The following is a 20,310-nucleotide window of genomic DNA, read 5'->3' on the forward strand; positions in this document are numbered from 1 at the left end:
GAACCGAGTTATAGGACAAAGTATCCATAAAAACGTTCATTTTCTATCAGCGCGACCTAGTATAACGAGATCTCAATTTTGTGCTGAACTTTATTGATAGTTACTTGATGCAACTCCCGCTTCAGCACGATAAATAATACGCTTATTTCCCTGATACACACCAAATGTCACTATCGCAGATGGATCCTCATCGCCCTTTTTTCGCCAGTTATAAGAGAGCCATGGCTGATAAGTATATGTACCACGACATGAAATACCGTTTCCCTTGGGTTCAGTTGAATTTGACAATCGTTGCCAAAAACGTACCTGCTGCTTAAACGGCTCAAGAACAGGAACATCAGGATACGCCACTAACTTTTCATTGCTTGCAACGCCTTGGTCAACATTACCGGTACCTGATGTGCTTGGAATGTTCTTTTTATCAGGTTGAGGATACAAAATCTGACTGCAGTAATTTCGACCATCAAAATGTGAGCTTGAGTCATCGGCATTGGTTTCAAAAGCAGCACCATTCCAATACTCAACACGAAGTGGAATGGCTACTGGGCCTCGAATATCACCAGCGGCATCTTGGAGCACCATGCGGCCATAGCGCATTGGATTGGTATTACCTAGCCGTAATTCCGTCATTTTAGATAAATCAGGATCTGAACACCCGTCATTAGGATTGCAAAGCTCTGGCGTCAGTCGACGAGGATCTTGAGCTGGACGTCCTGCATTTGGGTTAGTGATGGTTAGCCATAATTGCCATGAGTTATACGGTCCACCCGGTGTTGTTACTTTATCAAGTGCCTGAAACCCCTGACGAGCAAAAGTAACGTCTGATTGATAACTCATATAGGAATGATGATTTTCACCATTGTGAGACCATGTCTGCGGTAATGGCTGCTGAAGTAACAATCGCTCTTCACTGTTACTCCCACTATTTTTAATATCAAAAGCAAATTTAGCCGTTAACTTTGGCGCAAACTTATCATAATTGCCGACGGCTTTTCCCTGTCGATTAAAAGCATTCACCACCCAATGTACTGGGAATGGTTGTCCCATATAAGTAAAGGATCCCATTGCTGGTGTCAGTTCATTATGAGTAGAGCCGAAAAAGGCTGGATAAATTCGCCCTGCAGATCGATACCCTGAGTTAATCGTCATACCTAAATAATCACTTTGACCGCTGGCTTTAAGAGGCACACTGCCAACTTCTGACCATGTCAGACGATAATTTAAATAATCATTACCCGTATGATTATTGGCCTGTAAATTCCCAGACAATTGGCCATAATCCCCTCCAACCGGAGAAACTGGCTGTTTTTCATTAAGAGAGATATTTACATTTAACCTTGGCGCATCCGATTTAAAGAAATTCGGTGTAATGGCTGCACTACATAAATTATATGCTGTTGTTGAAATAGGATCTGACTCAGAGCCACCTTGCTGCCATACAACAGGCCTTACATGCAAATAAAAATAATCTCCAGCAGCTGCTAAAGGTTGACCGCCAAGTGCCGTTCCATCAATGTTCTTACCTTGCGCTGGACAAATTGCAAAAGTCCAAGGGCGGGAGTTGATAGTCATCGATCCTTTAAGACCGTCAGGTAATAATCGCTTCAATTCTTGAGCTTGTCGGTTTTTTCCATCCGTTAATAGACACGACTCTGTCGTACAATTAGGATCAGTAACATTCCAAATTAAACTACCCGCATCACTGTATTGTAAAGTTAGAGGCTCACTCTCACCTTTGTTAAACCTAATAGTGGCAGAAGTAGTAAACTGAGAATTATCACGTAAAATATTAACGGCAACATTACCCGTTTTAGGACTTTGGTATTGTGTTGAAAAATCTAATGTTTTCTCACCATCATACATTGAGATTGGTTTTTCTTTCCCTTTGGCCGGGCAAGCAACGGCGGTAATAGTAGCGCTAAAAGGTTTACCCGCAATGATATTGGCACTTTGCGGTGTTATTTTAAATCCGCCGGGAATAAAAGAATACTCACCAATGGGAGCGGCCCCTTCCATTCTATCAATGGAGCCTGAAACCGTGATTTTTTCAGCATCATTTGCTCGAAGCCAAAACTTAGCTTGGTTATTAGCAACATCCAAATCAAAAGAAGTATTTTCACTAAATTTTATGGCATTCGTAAAATTAGCATTTCCAGCCCATTGACCACCAAATCGAGAAGAAATAGTAACGTGGATTTTACCTGTATAATTTGATGAACTACCGTCTGATGCTTGGACGTTAAAGGTTATAGGTTGATCATCACACAGGGTATTTGTTTTGATTTTTGGTGTAATAGTTAAGCTGTAGTTTGGCTCTGATTCAAAACAGGAACTTTGGCCTATAATTTCGCTTTTAAGATTATAATTCCCATCTTTTTTACCAACCATTTCAATATCTGGAGCAGTAATAGAACCCACTAAGCGAGTAGTTTCATTGTTACCATTACCATAAGACATTTTAAGATCTCTTTCTGAATAGATTAAAGCGTGAACTTGAGCACCTTTTGTCATATCAATAAAATCACGTTTCCATGGCCCACTCTCGCCATGAACATAAATGATTAGATCATCAGGATTTTCAGATTGCGAAGATAACCAAGAATTACTACCAACACTTAAATCTCTGGTATGTATTATTGTACCATTCGGAAACTTAGCAACTTTATTTCCCTCCAAACTTAACGTTTGAAACCAATATTCCTTTTTTGAAGAGGAGATTGATGATAGAGAGAAATAACCATCATCAATACCAGGCCAAGTATCTAAAATCGCTTTTTTAGCATATAAATGAGTATATCCTTGAGCAGGAAAACATTCTTTTCCATTACAAAACTGATTGTTACCACCTGATTCATTATCAATTTCTGTAAAGCCTAAGTGATAACTACCATTAATAACAGGTGATCCAATAATAGAAACATTATGATTGCCTTCTAATTCACTATCATATTTATCCCATGATTGAGCTGGTCCCGGAAATAATTCACATGTTTCAGAATCCACCGCTTGTTGAAATGCCATAAATCCAAAACTTTCATTAGCATGACGTCGTTCAATGCAATCTTGTCCCCCGCATGATTCATTAGTCTTACCTCTTCGAGGTTCATTTAAATCCTCATCAGTAACAAAACTCACCTCAATATCATCAGAATTGCGACTTTCTTGCTTAAGCCTACATAATCGAAAAATACCACCATCAGAACCATTTCTACTATTTTTTGATGCCAAAATAAAAGGAAGCCCCTTAAATTGACTACTATGGGGAACTTCGGTTACTTCCCCACATTGTCTTTCTGAAGGCAAAGTTACATTTTTAAATCCTTTATAATCTTTATTCTGACCTAAAGTGTTTGGAGTTGAACCATGGCCCAAAGAAAACAATAAGCCTTTATATTGTCCAGCTCCAGTTACTAATAAATAACCAACTTTTTGATAATAATTATAATTATTGTAGTAATCACCATTAATAACGGTCTCACCACGGTCCAATGCCAAATAAAAACTATTACTATTTTTAATAACTGCAGGAGTATACCATCGATTTGTATAGTTTTCTTTTATATAGAAAGGATAATCTAAAATCTTGTCAATAACATATTGATTTTCAAATATACCATTGGGTGGAAGTTGTTCTGATATATTATTTACAGCTTGAGACTCAACTATTACACCAAAATTTTCTAACTGATTTTTACCAATTAAATCTTTAGTGTTTATTTCTTCACTATTGTTTTTAGAAGCCGTTTGTTTATATCTCAAATATTTATTCGTTGATATACTTTTAGCTATTATTCGACCTTTACTACCTAGGTTGATATCAGCTCCATTTTCAATAACAAAATAACTAATATTCGTCATCGGTTGCTTGGTTAAACACCAATTAGCCCTATTACAGTGACCAGGATCTAATAAGATTAAGTCATTATGATTATAAGGTGCAAAATATTGACGAATACGAGCTTTACCACCAACCCCACCATTAGCGCTAATCACTCTTAGTGTTGAAGGAGCATCATTCCAATGACCATCAGCAAATGAAGGCATCAAGAAAATAAGAGGATCATTATAATTATTCTTAAAGTTTATGTCGCAAGAATAATCAACACAAGGTCCTGATATTGTACCAAACTCAAATTGCTGAGATGTTGACGCCATTGCCGTTCGCAAAAACAAACAAGATAAAATGGCGAATATTAATAAATAAATACGCATTATTTTACCCCTCGCGCCCATACTTCTTGTGTACGTGTCATTGTTATATTTTTGCTGCCACATGTCGCTGTACTACTTAATTTATATTCGGTAATTTGTTGATGATCATGCAAGATCTTTCGACTTTCGCAACTCACTTTAGCTTCACAGTTAAACCAATCTTGAGGTTTAAACAATAATGCTTTACATGCTGTTTCATCACTGTTGTGAGGCTGTCCTAGAGGAAATATTTGTGTCAGTAAAACCTCATTGGCTGAGTGAGCAGTTAGCCATGCACGTTCTGCTAACACTTCTTTGGTTGTGGTATTTTGACTCGACCAGCCTATTTTAGTCATAGCGGCCGCCATCAGTCCCATCACAATAATGACAAAGAGTGCAATCATAATACCGCTGCCTCGTTGGGCTCGAATACTGTTATAACGCATTAAGCACCTGCACACTGTGATTATAATTAGCAACTTCTTGTGAGCTTGGATCTTTAAACTGCAATCCGATCAAAGCGATCGCATTACTACTTAACCCAGCTACTTCAACCCCAGGTTTAAACTGGCTAACATTCTGAGCCATTACAATTGGTGTTTTATTATCCGTCATTCGTACTATTGTTGAATTAAGTAAACAATAGCTGATCTTATTTTTATACAGATATAATCGGTTCGCCGGAGATGAGGTGGTAATCGGTGATGATACAGTTAAAGACCATAAATTATCTTTGTCGTCAGAAAGAGCCACAAAATTAATATCTGATTTTTCGTATTGTTGAGGATCAATAAATCCAACCGCTATTTTGTCACTACTATTCCACTTTTTAGCATCATCAAACGTTGAGATATTTAAGCTATGACTGTTATTGGGTAAATTATCGTAATAAGCCGCAGAGCCTACAATAGGATAAAAACTTAAGCATTTCGAACCTGATGTATCAGATACAGAAAGGCTATTTGGCGCAGCATGACGAATATCTTTAGTCATTCGAGCCAATAGAAAGCGAGCTTCAGATTGTAAACGTTCACGATCAACAGTACTGGAATATCCTTTAACGCCAGCTTCAATATAACTGCCAATCCCGACCATAATAATGGCAAGAATGACCATTGCGATAACCATCTCCATTAAGGTAAAACCCTGAAGTTTCTTCATCAGTAATTACCTCGCAACGCTTTATATTGATACGAGCCATAACGACCTGCATCTACCGTGACCGAAATCTGCTTAAGCGGTACTAATTCTGCGGCGGCTTTAGGAGCAGAAACAAGTTTAAATTGATCATGACTATTATCGACATAATTAACGTTAACAATAACGGCGATATGCTTGTATTCAGACTGAGAGACACCGGGAATTAACCCAACTAAGCTGTTCTCTTTATCTTTAATAGCTCGATACTCGACACCTTGATGAGTCTCACACTGGCTTAGTACCCCCCAGCAACCAATAAAATCATCCACATCATTAGAATATTGAGGCTGCTCTTTTTCTAACTCATCATCAGGCCCAAGTTCTTTCGAACAAAGATTGGAGGTCATTGCACCAGAAACAGCAGCTGGATAAGCTTCACCACAACGATAAACACTGTCACCCAGCGGATCGGAGTTTTGATCAAATTGACGCGATAATATTTCATTGAAAACTGCATCAGCAATAGCGGCCGATTTGGCCTGATACATAGGAATCGCAGAGCGCTCTAACTGAGGAAAGAGAAAGCTGGTTAAGGTAATCATTGCAATAGCAAGCAAGACTATCGTGATAATCCCTTCTATTAACGTAAAACCACGAGATTTTAAGTTAGTACTCACTAGCACAAACTCCTGCTGATATATAACCTTGGCTGTTGATACAGATATGAGTTGTTTGCTTATTTTTAGCCGTAATCGTTATCTCACAGCCATTATTTGTACAGATACGTTCACCTTGAGCAGAAACTGGCTGACCCAATAGATTGAACGTGATAAAACTCTGGGAGCTAGAAAACTTGGTATGTGTATCTTGTTGCCATAGCGCATCGGGTGTTTGCGTGCGAAATCTCTGACTGCAGATATTTGCCGCCCCTAAGCAACTTGGTACAACAAGCAAGGAACTGGTCACATTTTGGTTATTTGAGCTAACGCCTTGTCCTTGCATGGCTGCTATTTGAATTTGGCGCATAATAGATATCGCCTGATCGCGAGTAATATAGGCATCAAAGCCACTTCGCCCTGAAAAACGCGATGCTGCTGTAACCGATATAATGCCAATAAGAATAATGACAACGATCAGCTCGACGAGCGTAAAGCCTCGCTGATGGTTCATAGTAAGCCTCGGGATTGGATATTTAACCAAAATCCACCAGCAGGTACATTTTGGTTAAATAGCGCTCCGAAGAGCGCTAAGAAATTGATTATTTACAATCGTTAACTTTAACTGTTGCAGCAGCACCTGATTGAGCAGCAGTATAAGTTACTGAGCACACTGTTGTAGATGCATTTTTCTCTTGATTTGCAAAAGTGTAAGAAATGCTATCACCTGCGGCTTCGCCGCCTTGAGAATTATTCACTGGTAACCATTCATCATTATTATCAAGACCTTGAACTACAGCAGAAAGAGCTGCTGAAGTTGCAACTGGATAACCATAAATGGTTTTAATGGTTTTACCATCAACATCTAAATCAGTAGCTGTATTTTTAGCTTCGATACCATTAATAGCCGCTTTACCATATACAATACCAGCTGCACCTTGGATTGCACCTTTTAGACCTTGTAGCGACGCGTTACGTGCATCTGTTTGTAGGTTCATAAACTTAGGTGCTGCAGTTACTGCAAGAATACCTAGGATTACAATCACAACCACTAATTCAATTAGCGTAAAACCGCCTTGACGTTTCATAAAAACAACTCCAATTAATTTACTTAATTATTAATATTTACTTCAACGCGGCCGGTTGCCGGTGTATACGTAAAATAATGTCCTGTAGTGATATCCGCGATACCACTACTATTTTTCGCCGATGTTGTTTGATAATAACGGCAAGCTTTTTCACTGCCTGAACCCAACATCGATACAAAAAATACGTTATTACCCGACGGAATCGACTGTTGATCCAGCGATGCTCGTGGCGGGTTTTGTAATAAATTCTCTAATAAGTCGACGCAATCTTGAGGTGCCATAGCCGAAAAAGGCTTAGAACTCCCATCAATAGATAATGCATACGGGTAACCCATACGAACACCATCTTGATTAGACGCTTTAGTTAGTAAGAACTCACTACCATCATAATCCACACTGTTTACCGCCCCACTGACACCTTGCATCGTTGGACGGCCATATGCTTCCCACTGAGCACGAGCAGAAATCACTGCGGTTGCATAACCACCAGCCATACCTTCTACTGCGGCTTTCTTTGCTTGCTCAGTAATATTTAAAAACCGAGGCATTGCTGTGGCAGCCAAAATACCTACCACAATAATGACAATGACTAACTCGATTAACGAGAAACCCTGCTGCTTATTCATTGCACTGTCCTATAACAGAAATTGAACTTCATTCTGTTGTGCTGAAACTACCGACATATAATATCTCATTACTGTAACCTAATCCTAGCCATTTATTTGGCGAAACAAGGTAATAGCAGGTGTCATATTTCAGTCGATTATGAATCTCATTGCGTTTTAACGCTAAATATTTCAGATTTGCCTTCTTACCAGCCAATAGTTGCCACATTTCTTGGCATCCACTATCACTATTTGACGATAATTTAGGCCAGCCACGTTCTGTAAATTGGACTAAATATCCATCAATTATAGTTTGCAGAGGTCGATTGTTGAGTTCCCAATACTGCTTCAGTTGCGCCGCATTTTCTTGAAACTGCCCAACTAACATGTGCAAATGAGCCTCACGAGCACTGCGCTCAATTTTGGCCCAATACATCATCATGATAGCGATAACGAGCAAAACTAAAGCAACAGTGACACTCCGGCGAACCCATAAATAATGACGAGTTTTAACCACCACGAGCCAAGTCCAACATACCCCACATCGGGAGGAAAATACCTAATGCCAACAGCAATACCATGCCAGCAACCACTAACAATAAAATGGGCTCAATACGCGCGGTTAGTGTCTTTAAATCATAGTCCACTTCGCGGTCATAAAAATCGGCAACTTCCATTAAGAGATCGTCAACTTGACCGGTCTCTTCACCAACGGCAATCATCTGCAACACTAAAGGAGGGAAAATACCACTACTGACCGCAGTACTCGCGATACTTGCGCCCCCTTCAATGCCACTTTTCATTTCAATCAAACGGTTCTCTAAATAGCGATTGCCCAATGCCTCGGCGGACATTTGCAATGCGGTATTAAGCGGAACACCAGCACGAATCATTAACGCAAATGTACGAGAAAAACGGGCCATCTGAGCACGAGTCACAATACTGCCCGTTACCGGAACTTTGAGACGCCAGTTATCCCACGTCTCTTGTCCTTTGACGGTATTGCGCCAAACTCGTAATCCAATCCAAGTGGCCAGTGAAGCCCCTAGTAATAACGGCCAGTAATGTACAAAGAAGTTTGAGGTGCCAATTAAAATTCGAGTTGGCAGAGGTAACTCCATACCAAATCGAGAAAACATAGAAGCAAACTGTGGAATCACTTTGATATTCAGTACCACCATGGCCAAACCAATCGAGGTTAAAACAAACATGGGATAACGCATGGCAGAAGCTATTTGGCGCCGGGTTTCCATCTCCTGCTCATAATAATTGGCTAACTGAAGCAAAGAGCTATCTAAACGACCCGTGTTTTCACCCACATTGATCATTGAAACAAACAGTGGCGTAAATACCCGTGGATGTTGCTTCATCGAGACCGATAACGGACTACCATTGGTTAAATCAGCAATGACCGCTTCTAAAGTTTCACGTAGTAGTGGATGGCTAGTACTTTGTGCCAAACCTTTAATCGCACGCAGTAATGGGATCCCAGCTTTGGTTAAGCTATAGAGCTGACGACAGAAAATCACCAAGATCTCTAGCGGCAAAGGAGCCTTAAACAGCGCCATTAAGTCGAAGTTAAGTGGAGACTCTGAGTACGGCTTTAGATCGAGTGGAATTATCCCTTGTTGCAGCAAAAGATCAGCGGCGGCATCACTGCTGGCAGCCTCTATTTTGCCTTGTCGGATCGCCCCTTGATAACGACCTTTATATTGAAACATCGCCATAAACTAAACTCACACCACCAAATCAACGTTGTCGCTTTCACCTAAGATCAGCACTTCATCAATACTTGTTGTACCGGCCATAGCCAGCTCCATCGCAGATTCAATCAACGGTTTATAACTTTGACTATTACGCGCTAACTGACCAAATAGCACCGCATTATTATCTCGTAGTGCATCCATCATCGGCATATCAATTTCAAGCAGTTCAAACACACCGATACGACCTCGGTAGCCAGAGAAATTACAGCTTTGACAGCCTCGACCATAATGAAAAGTATGCTGACTCAGTTGCGGATAACAACTTTCCAACCACACTTGCTGCTGAGGTGCTAATGCAACAGGCTCTTTGCATTCTGGACAGATACGACGCACCAACCGCTGAGCGAGCACCGCACGTACTGCACTTGCCACTAAGTAGCCAGGAGCTTCCATATCAATCATACGAAGCGCACTATCAATGGCATTATTGGTGTGCAGTGTCGACAGAACTAAGTGGCCAGTTAGAGCAGAACGCAAACCAATTTCAACCGTCTCATGGTCACGCATCTCACCCACTAAGATCACATCGGGATCCTGACGAAGTACCGTACGGAGAATCGAGGAAAACGACAGACCAATCTTACTATTGACTTGAACTTGGTTAACACGAGGCAAACGATATTCCACCGGATCTTCTGCGGTGATCAATTTTTTACCCGGCAAGTTTAGTTCATTAAGTGCGCCGTATAAGGTGGTGGTTTTACCCGAACCGGTTGGGCCTGTTACTAAAATCATACCGTGTAGACGCTTAAGCTGACGGCGGAAACGAGTTAGGATCTCTGCTGGCATACCAACCTGCTCAAGACTTAAAATCCCAGCAGATTGATCCAATAGACGCATTACAACCGATTCACCGTGCTGTACTGGCATGGTTGATATACGGATATCGACGGAATGCTCCTTTACTTTAATATTAAAGCGTCCATCTTGTGGCAGACGTTTTTCTGAAATATCCAGACCGCTCATCAGCTTCAAACGCAGCACCAATGCTGAAGCAATACTTTTCTCTTGTAATACCGTTTCGTGTAATACCCCATCAATACGCTGACGGATACGTAAGACATCTTCATCTGGCTCAATATGAATATCAGAGGCCCCGACTTGGATCGCATCTTCAAATAACGTATTGATCAGCTTAACGACTGTAACTTCATCATTATCAACCGCTTCATCAAAACCAAAAGAAAAGGGATTTTGTACCTGATGTTCCGCTTTAAGTTGCTCGGCAAAAGAGGCGATCTCTTTAGTGCGGCGATAGTAGCGATCAAACGCTGCTAACAGTTGAGTTTCAGAAGCAATCACCAGCTCAACTTGATAGCCATGAAGCTGATCGTAAACGGATTCCTGTGCGGTCAGATCGGCAGGATCACTCATAGCTACACGTACGGTATCGCCATTGCGACCAATTGCTAACGCACGTAAACGACGAGCATGAACCTCTGATAGCAGCGACACCGCATCACTATCGATCTTAATTCGGCTCAAGTTAACCAGCGGGATCCCTAACTGACGCGATAAGAATTCCAACATCTGCTGCTCGGAGATAAAGCCCATACTGATCAACGTATCACCCAACTTACGCCCGGTATTATGTTGTTCAGCCAGCGCTTGTTCTAACTCACTTTGCGCAATAATGTTCTCTTCAACCAGAAGATCCCCAAGACGTTTTCTTAATCGCAGAGACATACACTTAACCTCGAGTTTTTGTTAATAACGCTAAACGTTGCTGAGCAAACTGAATTGACTGCTGGGAAATATGGCCATACTTCAATGCTTGCTGATAAGCCATGGTTGCTTTGGCTTTGTTATTGCTACGTTCTGCAGCAATAGCCAGGCCTAGCCACCAGCGACCATTTTGCGGTTGACGGTTAAGCAGTTGCTGATAAGAATTTAAAGCAATCGCGTTATTTTTAACTTCTTGAGCAAGTGCACCACGCATCACCAAATAAGGCATTGGCGCATTCGCGGGTACAGAATTTAAGATAGCCAGTGCCGCTTCAGGCTGAGATTCTTGTGCTAATAATTTCGCTAACGTTAAGCGCAATACCGGCTGCTGAGGTGCAAGTTCCAAGCCCTCTTCCAAGGTTGCGATGGCACCACGAACACTGCCTTGACCATATAAGGTGGCCGCTAGCTTTTGTCTTGCTTCAATCCAGTCTGGTCGATACTTAACGGCTTTTTGTAAACTGATGATCGCTTGCTGACTATCAGCTTGGGCTAGTGCTTTTTCTGCTCGGTTATATTCAAGATCAGCCAGCTGGCGATTATTTAACGTAACAGTTTTAATCGACAATTGCTCAGGCTCATGACTCTCTTCAATAACATGACGAGGCGCTGATCTAACTTGAGCAATATGTACTTCTGGCTCAGGTTCAAATTCTGGCTCAGGTGCACTGTCATATTCTTCAACTACCGGTTTTAACGCTTGATGTTTCAGTTTAATCGGTGTGGTTTTAGGTTCTTCTACTTGAACAATTGCCTCAGTAGATATAGAACGATGCTCAGTCGTTATCTCGTTATTTTCTTCACTTGAAGTTTTTAATTCTTGGCTGTGAAGTACTGACTGAGAGTCACTCTTTTCGTTAACCATCACCTGATGATTAGAGACCGGATTAGACGCAGCAACCGCTGGAGTGACAACATGAAACCCGGCACCAGACTCATCGGCATCAATATAAGACGAACGAATGATCCAACCACTAGCAAATACCCCCATAGCGCAAAGAGCCACGGCAATACGAGATGGCCATACCGATTGAGCAACGGGTTTTATTTTCGCCATCTTAAGCGGAGGTAAATCACTAGATAGCGCTTGTTTTTGTGCTAAAGCATCTAATTTTTTATTAATAGAACTCATGCTTTACTCCACCCCCATGGAACGGGAAACAGCCATCGCGGTTGTCTCGCACCAGGTGTGTCTTGAATAGCCATTAGAATTTCACGTTGGCCAACCATCTGTAATTGGCTACTGCTTGCTGCAATTAACGCCTTATGACAAAGCTGGTTAATTAAGCGCGGAATACCGTTACTGGCCTGCCAAATAAGTTTAGATTGAGGTAAAGAAAACAGTGGTAGACGACATCCTGCCTGATAAAGACGATGCTCAATATAAGCCACAGTTTCAGCCAAATCTAAAGCTCGCAGTTGCGCTCGAAACGTTATGCGCTGCTGCAATTGTCGTAAGTGATGTTGTTGCAAACGCTGATCCAACTCAGGTTGACTCAACAGCACAATCTGCAACAGTTTCTCAAATTCGGTTTCCAGATTACCAAGCAGTCGAATTGTCTCTAAACAATCATCCGATAACGCTTGAGCTTCATCTAATATCACCACAACAGAACGCCCTAGCTCTTTTCTTCGAATCAGTTCATGCTGCAATTGTGACGTTAAAGCGATACGATCTTTTGGCGGCTCTAACCCCAGCTCGATTGCCAATGCGATTTTAAGTTCATCGCCCTCTTTCGGCGGTGTTGGGATGTAGGCCAAATCACAATGAGCGGGCAAACGCTGAATGAGCATGCGACACACTAAGGTTTTACCCGTCCCAACTTCACCAGAAATATGAATGATCCCTTCCCCCATAGTTAAAGCAGCCAATGTGGTTTGGATAGCTTCAACATGGGGTGGCAACGCATGAAATAATTCCGTATTTGGCGTTAGAGCAAAAGGTGCCTGATGGAAACCAAAATAAGCCTGATACATGACTTATTTATTCTCTGGGAACCACTCATTAAGCAGACTTTGGGAGCGCTCTAACTGCTGCTTCCAAGTTTGCTCACCAACAACGGTTGGCTTAAGTAAAATCACCAACTCGGTTTTTTGCTGCACTTTATTGATATTACGGAACAGATTACCAAGGCCGGGAATATCGCCAAGTAACGGTACTTTTGATACTTGATCATGGGTTGATGTCTTCATCAAACCACCAATCACCACCACATCACCGGAATGAGCATGAATGATAGAGTCAGATTCGCGAATAGAGCTTTTCGCCAGTGGTAATTGGTAGGTACCAAACTTATCGCCAAGCTCGATGGATTTCACTTCATCTGTTACATCAACCACAGCTGGGTGAACATGCAGTAACACACCACCTTGATCATCAATTTGCGGAGTCACATCAAGAGAAATGCCAGAGAAGAACGGCGTTAAATTAATATCTGGAGCTGCCGTACTGTTATCACCTGAAACATTACTGCTCGATACGTTAGTGACGAAGTACTCATCACCACCCACTTTGATAACCGCTTTTTGGTTATTCGCCGCCGTTACGCGAGGGCTTGATAGCACATTAAGATCACCTTGAGTCGACAGAAAACGCATCACAGCACTGAAGTTGCCATCGGTGATTGTTATATTGGTTTGACCGCCAAGCAGCTCAGAAATATCGTTACCACCAGGAAGTGTATTAATCAGCCCAGTAACAGGATTAACCACGGAAGGCTGACCAATAGTAACGCCACCACTGCCAATACTACGAGTAATATTGCCCCAGTTAATACCCTGTTGGTAACTGTCGTTTAACGTTACTTCAAGAATTTTAGCTTCTAAGATAACCTGACGCTTTAATCGCTGCTCAGACATCCCAAGGAACTTCTTCACTTCACGTAATTCATTCGGATACGCACGTACAGAAATTAAGCTTGCTTGTGGAGAAACGACAACACTACGGCCATCTCCCGCACCACCAATCATAGCTTGAACGGCTTTTTGCAACTGTCCCCAGAAATCACTCTTAGAGGTTGTTTCGATGGTGGTGCCGCCAGTAGTAGTACTATCACCTGAACTTAGGTTATTACCATTACTATCACTGTCATTATTGTCATCATTATTATTGTTGCTATTGCTAGAACCATTAGATGAATCGTTATCACTCACAGAGCCTGTTGTGATCGAGGTTAAGGAAACCCCACGACGCTGCAATTGCAAATAATCAACTGGAATGATTTCAGTACGTAATGTGGCAGGAAAGACCTGAATGATATTATCAGCACGCGTGATCTCATAACCGTACATATCAGAGACCACTTTTAAGACTTCACTTAACGTTACATCTTTTAATTTTAGTGTTATTCGACCTGACACATTCGGTGCAATCACCATATTAAATGGCGTACCTTTCACAAGGCTGGTGAAAAACGCTTTCGCTTCAACATTACGAGCATTCACTTGAAAACGCTTTTCTACCACGTGCGATGGTACGATAGAAGATCCTGACATAGGATCCATATTCGGCATTAGATCCGCACTTACCCCTTCAGGAAGATCCGTTAATGATGTATTGTTAGCATCATTAACTGCCTGATTTAATGCTTGTTTTATTTCAACAGGATCGCGGTGCCCCATATTGGTTGAACAACCAACCAGTGACGCAATAGCTAAACCTACAGCGACTCGACGCATATTAACCATTCCCTCAATATTTTATTGTTATATTGTCTGCAAATAATGCTAAGCGCGACTGCTTACCACCACGCGATACCACAACAGAATCTGGATAAATTTTTATAACTCTATAGCCACTCACGCTTTGGCCAACAGAAACATTACGGCCATTTATGATCGCACTACAACGGCTATATTCATCACATAACACACTTTGTAGTACGGGCTTATACACCTTTTGCGTCCGACTTTTTTGTGTTGGAGCTTGCCATCCCAGTGGGGCTGTTGGATCTTGTGCTGCAAAAACAGATCCACCCATAAGAAAACCAAGTACTAGCAATAAATATTTAGCCACCAATAAAGTCCTTACTTTCACCTAAGGTATACACCTCTAAACTGATCGTTGCTTCAGGATATTTCTCTACGCGATAGTCTAAAAAGCGCCAGTAATATTTCACAGGAAGCGCTTCAAGTTGAGCCAAATAGCCAATAACATCAAAATAGCGCCCAGTAAAAGTCAAACGTACTGGATGAATGTAATACCCTACATCTTTGCCTGCAGTTAATTGAATCGGTGACAATGACTCCATACTCACTAAATGCAAACTGGCACTTTGCTGTAAAACATGTTCAAGCAAAGCGGGCATTTGTTGTGGCGTTATTAAACTGTCTATCTTCTTATCCAGTTCGAGCTTTAACTGTGTTTCCTGATGCTGTAATTTAGCGATATTCACATTAATTTTCGCATCGGGATCTTCCTTTAATTTATTATTTAAAACAATGACTTGATTATTTGCTGTGATAACCTGATTTTTCACATCAAGCGTGGATAAGTGCGCACTATCAGCATCAGCCATCAAAGGTTGAATAAACGTAAAAATACCAACGAAAAAAATCGCGACAAAACCACAACCTGTAATCAGCCATTTTTCTCGCAGACTTAACGCCGCAAATTTTTGATCTAATTGCTGCCACTGAATCATGGATTAACCTTCTCTTCCCGTTTTGCTGTTAGGCTAAACGTCACTTGCTTTTGTTCATTACGGCCCAGTTTCATCGACTCAAATTGACGCTGATTCAATGAAGAATATTGCCCAAATTCTTTTAACCATTGCGGCACAGAACTAGGTTGACGAGCAATCCCAGACAGATTTAAATTCTTTCCTTCCACATGAATATTAAGCAGTTGGATATTACCATTTGCAGCATCAGCAAGTTGCTGCAACATACTGGAATACCCCACTTTTAGACTATCGTCATGATTAGCAATCGCTTTAAGTGTTGCTTGCGTTTTTGCTATTTTCTGCTCAAGTTCACTTTCAAATGTCACTTTTGCAGGACTTGGGATCTTCAAAGCAAGTTCAGCTTTAATTGCCTCAATCTTTGCTTGCTCGGCATCGAGTTTTTCTTGCTGCAATGCCAACTGCTCTTGAGCCAATTTATTGCTCCATGCGCTCCAACCCCATATAGCCGCAAGTAACACCGCAGAAATAGTCCAACCTAAAACAACATTGGTCAGTGTTAACCACTCTTTTTTAGGGCGAAACTCGTCACGATAAAGCTCAATAGAAACAGGAAGATGCTGAGTCAACATCGCCCAAGCTAAACGTAAGCTATTTGTTTTTATAATTGGATCTGGATCGACAATAGGCTCAACCAAAAGATTAAAGTTAGCTTTTAATTGTTGAGCTAAAACCGAATTATCGTCACCATCACAGGCAACCATAATTTTAGAAATAGTACTGCCGCGAAATTGAGTACTTAAAAAGTCTAATGAGCGCTGTAACTCCAAAGTTAAGTTATCTATTTGCTCATTGTTTGAGGCTACAATTGGAGTAGAAAAGCCACGTAATTGACGCTGAAAACAGAGTACTTGTTGCTTAAATGCGCTCAATGCCAGTCCTTCATTTTGACGACAATGAACAATAAGCTGATTCGCTTCTAAATTTGAGAATTGGCCCCACAACACATCTTCAACGCCAATGGATATCACCTTGCACCCTTTTAATGCGCAGGCTTGTACCATAGTTTCAACTTGGCGTTTATTGGCAACAAACACTTGTAATCTGTCTTTAGTCGCAGCAGGAAATGCATCGGCCAATATTTCCATTGGTGATTCATTTAAAAGGTCTTTAACTAAAAAAGGCAGAACTGTTGGCCATTCCTGTTCAGGAACATCAGGCTTATCAATAAGTAATGTTTTAAATAAGCCATGCCCAAGAGCGAGCTTGAGGTTTTGCTTGTGCAGATGATGCTTTTCAATTAGAGCGATTAGAGCACTTTCTAACTGTTCTTTCTTCTCTAAAATATAAGTATCGGCACACCACTGCTGCTCGGAATTTTGATAAAGTAACGCAACTTCATCAGTAAATATTGCCAAACAAGCAGAGCATCCCTCGGTGCTTTTGCCAAACCATCGACCAAAATTCATAAAAGTGTAATGTCCCAACGGATCTTTATATAAACGAATAATCGCCTAATCTTTTTACTGTTATGAGGCGAGAGCGCATTCTACCTTAAATAAAACACGATGCACATAACTTACCAATTTGACGATATTTTATATAACAGTTATCTATATAGATATTCCATTGATCACTTTTTTATTCGGTTTACCGATAATTCCGCCGCAAAAAGACGCCCCTGACCACCATAAACCCCCAACTGTTTAAGCACTTGCCACTCTTTATCACTTTCAACCCCAACAGCAATTAATTTGGCTTTAGTGATTTCACAAGCACCAAGCATACTGCGAACAAACAGTTGGTTTTCTTGCCGTTGATGAATATCGCGTACCAATCCTCGGTGCAACTTAATATAGTCGGCTTTGATATCTTTTATGTAGTGAGTACTAACAATCGTTTTGCCGGCTTGATCGATAACTAACTGACAACCTAATCCTGCCACCATTCGCAAAATAGGACGCATGGCATCAAGATGTTTTACTAACTGACTTTCAGGTACTTCAAAAGAGAGACGGTTAAGCACAGTTCTTGGGGTTTGTAATAGTTGATCACGCAACCAACGCGAGAAGTTTTTATCCAGCAAGGCTTCAACACTGAGATTAACAGAGAGCGCTTCTTGAGCAGGTAAAGTTTGCAGTAAGGCTAAAGCTTTGGTTACCACACTACGGTCAAAGCGAACATTAAATCCGACCATATTAACCGCAGGGATAAATCCAGAGGCTTTCATTAAGATCCCATTTTCATCTTGAATTCGAGCCAATAACTCACGGTGTAATATTTGATCTTTGTCAGCGATAAATACGGCCTGCTGGAATAACAAAGGCCCACCCTGATTTAAAATGGCATCCAGTAATGAGCGCCAACGAACACTTCCACGTCCTTCGGCAAATTGCTGATCTTTTTTAAAGGTGCACCAACTATTACAACGTTGCAATTGAGCACTGCGTAACGCCATATCCGCTTCATCCATGATACGACCACGACGCTCACCAGTTTGATAGTAAGTCACACCAATATGGAACCAATTATCTAACTCCATTGGAGCACTTGGCTTAATACGCTCTAAAGCATGAAGCATCTGGTTGGTAAACAGTTTAATTTCTTTTGCTGATTGCTGCGGAATTAACATCGCAAATTCAGCATCAAAGTAACGTGCCAATAATGTATCCGGGTATCGTTGTGAGAAGTTAGTAAGTACTACGCCGACATCTTGAATAAATTCATCAGCAACCTCTTTTCCTCGCTCATTTTGCAACTCATCCCAATCATCAATTCGAATTAATATCACCACACCTTGGCTATCCGGCTCTTGCACCATAGATTGCAACCGGCTATCAAAAAGTACTCGGTTAGCCGCCCCCGTTAATTGATCCAAAAAAGTGTGGGTACGGATAAAAGTATCAAATCGACTTCGCTCTTGGCGGGCATCTTTTAACTCAGCAATTAATTGATCTAAAGCTAAACTTGCCGTTCCTGGCCACTCCTGCTCTTTTCCTTCAGCATATTGATCCACTCGCCCAGCAAGGATCATTCGTCCCCGCTCTTCAAGCATTTCAGATCCGGTTAATTGTCGTCTTAACCAATTAACCCCGCGAACAAGACCAATAATAATGATTAAAATGGCGAGGCTTATCGATGACATAGGCCCGATGGAATAGGTTAACTCGGTATAGGGAGGAATAGAGGCAATATTAACAATAACGCTCCCCGTTTTACCTAAGGTGTAATGGGTACGATAAAGCAAATTGGGATCAGCTAAAGGATCGGGTTGAGTGTAGTGATAATAGGTCTGGTTATTGTACTCAACCGTTAAATCAATCACGTTACTGGCTTGGAGTAATTTAGGTAACCAGCGCGCTAAATGTTTTTGTCCATGAGCATCACTGGCATCATTTACCTCTTGTTCAATCACATCCACAATTCCCTGCAGATAATGATCTTGGTAACTTAATCCAAGGGTTCGAAAGCTAAGTGCTCCCCCAATGAAAATAACGAAAATGGCACTTAAAACAATTACAGTAACAAACGCAACCAGTCGATTGCTTAACTTCATCCCTGAGGCTCTGCGCATTGAGTATCTCGATTAACTTAAGATTTGATTCATCATAGCGGATTTGACTGCACTCTCTGCAACATTTTTGCAATAACAAGCTAGCCTTATCACAAAAAAAGCAGCGTTAGACGCTGCTTTCTTAATATTGAACGCTTTTAACAGGCTCGATTAGAATGGTTCTGGTGACCTTAACGACCGACCGACCAAGTCAAGCCTTTGAAATATATGTAATTACATTTATAAAAACAATAAAATGTAACGTTTTTTGTAACCTTTACATTATTTTTAAGGCAAAACTTTACAAAAAATAGCGAGCGGAGTCTAACATCCCAAATGTTAGTTTAGCACCATAAATATTACGTTTACTAATAAGGTTACAAAAATGCCACACCGTTCAAAATCTAAAAACACCTTTGTCGCTATTTAGCTTGATAAGTAAGAGCAAGTAATTTTGTATAGAATGCGATCTGCATTTTCGTCTGAAGTAAAACCTAGTATTGAGATGCTTTTGCCATAGACCCATCAATTCTTGTTATAAAACAATTATCACCACTGGCTCAATGACAAAATATACCAACCCAATCACAGCAAGGATAAACGACCACTGGGACAAACTGTTAAAACGTCGTAGTAACCAATATTTAGATAGTTTTGCAGTAACATCCAGTTCTGCGTCGAAACTATAGTAAACCATTGCAAAAATAGCGTTTAAAGCTAATGCTAAAGCAAATGACAACGTAGAAAAGGCTAACGAGTAGCTTGAAACAATCAGGTCAACCTTATCAATAACTGTAAGAAAGTAAGCAAAACTTGCGCCAGTAAAAGCAGTATGAATCCACTTACCATATTCAGACTTTTCCATGTTCGCCCTCTTGTTTTATAACGCCTTGTTAAGGTGTGTGCAACGCAATACCGATGCTTCCGTATGCCTCCTTAAACACTAAACGCAACGCATAGAAAA

Annotated in this window: 18 protein-coding genes; all 18 read right to left on the bottom strand. The window is 41.0% G+C overall.

The window, feature by feature from the left end:
* Positions 1-90: 90 nt before the first annotated feature.
* The gene (locus tag CTN07_RS06620) at positions 91-4,275 is read right to left on the bottom strand and encodes a DUF6701 domain-containing protein (protein ID WP_005303627.1); all 4,185 of its coding nucleotides are present in this window, start codon (positions 4,273-4,275) and stop codon (positions 91-93) included.
* Positions 4,212-4,637: a hypothetical protein gene (locus CTN07_RS06625; RefSeq protein ID WP_036764746.1), complete on the bottom strand. Its 426-nt coding sequence runs from the start codon at positions 4,635-4,637 to the stop codon at positions 4,212-4,214. The genes CTN07_RS06620 and CTN07_RS06625 overlap by 64 nt, the downstream gene beginning before the upstream one ends.
* Entirely contained in the window at positions 4,627-5,352 is a 726-nt protein-coding gene (locus CTN07_RS06630; RefSeq protein ID WP_005303624.1) for a PulJ/GspJ family protein, read from the bottom strand. Before CTN07_RS06630 ends, CTN07_RS06625 begins: the two co-directional genes overlap by 11 nt.
* Positions 5,352-6,008, bottom strand: coding sequence for a type IV pilus modification PilV family protein (locus tag CTN07_RS06635; protein WP_005303622.1), 657 nt, complete (start codon positions 6,006-6,008; stop codon positions 5,352-5,354). Before CTN07_RS06635 ends, CTN07_RS06630 begins: the two co-directional genes overlap by 1 nt.
* Positions 5,998-6,501: a prepilin-type N-terminal cleavage/methylation domain-containing protein gene (locus tag CTN07_RS06640; RefSeq protein WP_036764744.1), complete on the bottom strand. Its 504-nt coding sequence runs from the start codon at positions 6,499-6,501 to the stop codon at positions 5,998-6,000. Before CTN07_RS06640 ends, CTN07_RS06635 begins: the two co-directional genes overlap by 11 nt.
* 88 nt (positions 6,502-6,589) lie before the next feature.
* Positions 6,590-7,075 (bottom strand): prepilin-type N-terminal cleavage/methylation domain-containing protein, encoded by a 486-nt coding sequence (locus CTN07_RS06645; RefSeq protein WP_005303618.1) that lies wholly within the window; start codon positions 7,073-7,075, stop codon positions 6,590-6,592.
* 23 nt (positions 7,076-7,098) lie between these two features.
* Positions 7,099-7,701 (bottom strand): prepilin-type N-terminal cleavage/methylation domain-containing protein, encoded by a 603-nt coding sequence (locus CTN07_RS06650; protein WP_005303615.1) that lies wholly within the window; start codon positions 7,699-7,701, stop codon positions 7,099-7,101.
* A gap of 28 nt (positions 7,702-7,729) precedes the next feature.
* A complete protein-coding gene (locus CTN07_RS06655) occupies positions 7,730-8,200 on the bottom strand; it encodes a hypothetical protein (RefSeq protein ID WP_036764742.1) in 471 nt (156 codons plus the stop codon).
* Positions 8,190-9,407 carry a type II secretion system F family protein gene (locus tag CTN07_RS06660; protein WP_005303613.1) on the bottom strand — a complete coding sequence of 406 codons (1,218 nt, stop codon included), beginning with the start codon at positions 9,405-9,407 and terminating at the stop codon, positions 8,190-8,192. The genes CTN07_RS06655 and CTN07_RS06660 overlap by 11 nt, the downstream gene beginning before the upstream one ends.
* Positions 9,408-9,416: 9 nt before the next feature.
* Positions 9,417-11,132, bottom strand: a complete 1,716-nt coding sequence (locus CTN07_RS06665; RefSeq protein ID WP_005303611.1) for a GspE/PulE family protein — start codon at positions 11,130-11,132, stop codon at positions 9,417-9,419.
* Positions 11,133-11,136: 4 nt separating this feature from the next.
* Positions 11,137-12,303 carry a tetratricopeptide repeat protein gene (locus CTN07_RS06670; RefSeq protein ID WP_005303608.1) on the bottom strand — a complete coding sequence of 389 codons (1,167 nt, stop codon included), beginning with the start codon at positions 12,301-12,303 and terminating at the stop codon, positions 11,137-11,139.
* A complete protein-coding gene (locus CTN07_RS06675) occupies positions 12,300-13,148 on the bottom strand; it encodes an ExeA family protein (RefSeq protein ID WP_005303605.1) in 849 nt (282 codons plus the stop codon). The genes CTN07_RS06670 and CTN07_RS06675 overlap by 4 nt, the downstream gene beginning before the upstream one ends.
* A 3-nt stretch (positions 13,149-13,151) precedes the next feature.
* Complete coding sequence (gene mshL / locus CTN07_RS06680; protein WP_005303602.1) at positions 13,152-14,849, bottom strand: pilus (MSHA type) biogenesis protein MshL; 1,698 nt, start codon at positions 14,847-14,849, stop codon at positions 13,152-13,154.
* 13 nt (positions 14,850-14,862) lie between these two features.
* Positions 14,863-15,186 carry a hypothetical protein gene (locus CTN07_RS06685; RefSeq protein ID WP_036764739.1) on the bottom strand — a complete coding sequence of 108 codons (324 nt, stop codon included), beginning with the start codon at positions 15,184-15,186 and terminating at the stop codon, positions 14,863-14,865.
* Positions 15,179-15,814, bottom strand: coding sequence for a type IV pilus inner membrane component PilO (locus CTN07_RS06690; RefSeq protein ID WP_005303599.1), 636 nt, complete (start codon positions 15,812-15,814; stop codon positions 15,179-15,181). Before CTN07_RS06690 ends, CTN07_RS06685 begins: the two co-directional genes overlap by 8 nt.
* Complete coding sequence (locus CTN07_RS06695) at positions 15,811-17,262, bottom strand: PilN domain-containing protein (RefSeq protein ID WP_005303596.1); 1,452 nt, start codon at positions 17,260-17,262, stop codon at positions 15,811-15,813. Before CTN07_RS06695 ends, CTN07_RS06690 begins: the two co-directional genes overlap by 4 nt.
* A gap of 164 nt (positions 17,263-17,426) precedes the next feature.
* A complete protein-coding gene (gene csrD / locus CTN07_RS06700) occupies positions 17,427-19,367 on the bottom strand; it encodes an RNase E specificity factor CsrD (protein ID WP_005303593.1) in 1,941 nt (646 codons plus the stop codon).
* Between the two features lie 514 nt (positions 19,368-19,881).
* Positions 19,882-20,211, bottom strand: coding sequence for a hypothetical protein (locus tag CTN07_RS06705; RefSeq protein WP_036764736.1), 330 nt, complete (start codon positions 20,209-20,211; stop codon positions 19,882-19,884).
* Positions 20,212-20,310 lie beyond the last annotated feature (99 nt).

The sequence above is a fragment of the Photobacterium damselae genome, assembly GCF_003026815.1.
In the GTDB taxonomy this organism is placed as follows: domain Bacteria; phylum Pseudomonadota; class Gammaproteobacteria; order Enterobacterales; family Vibrionaceae; genus Photobacterium; species Photobacterium damselae.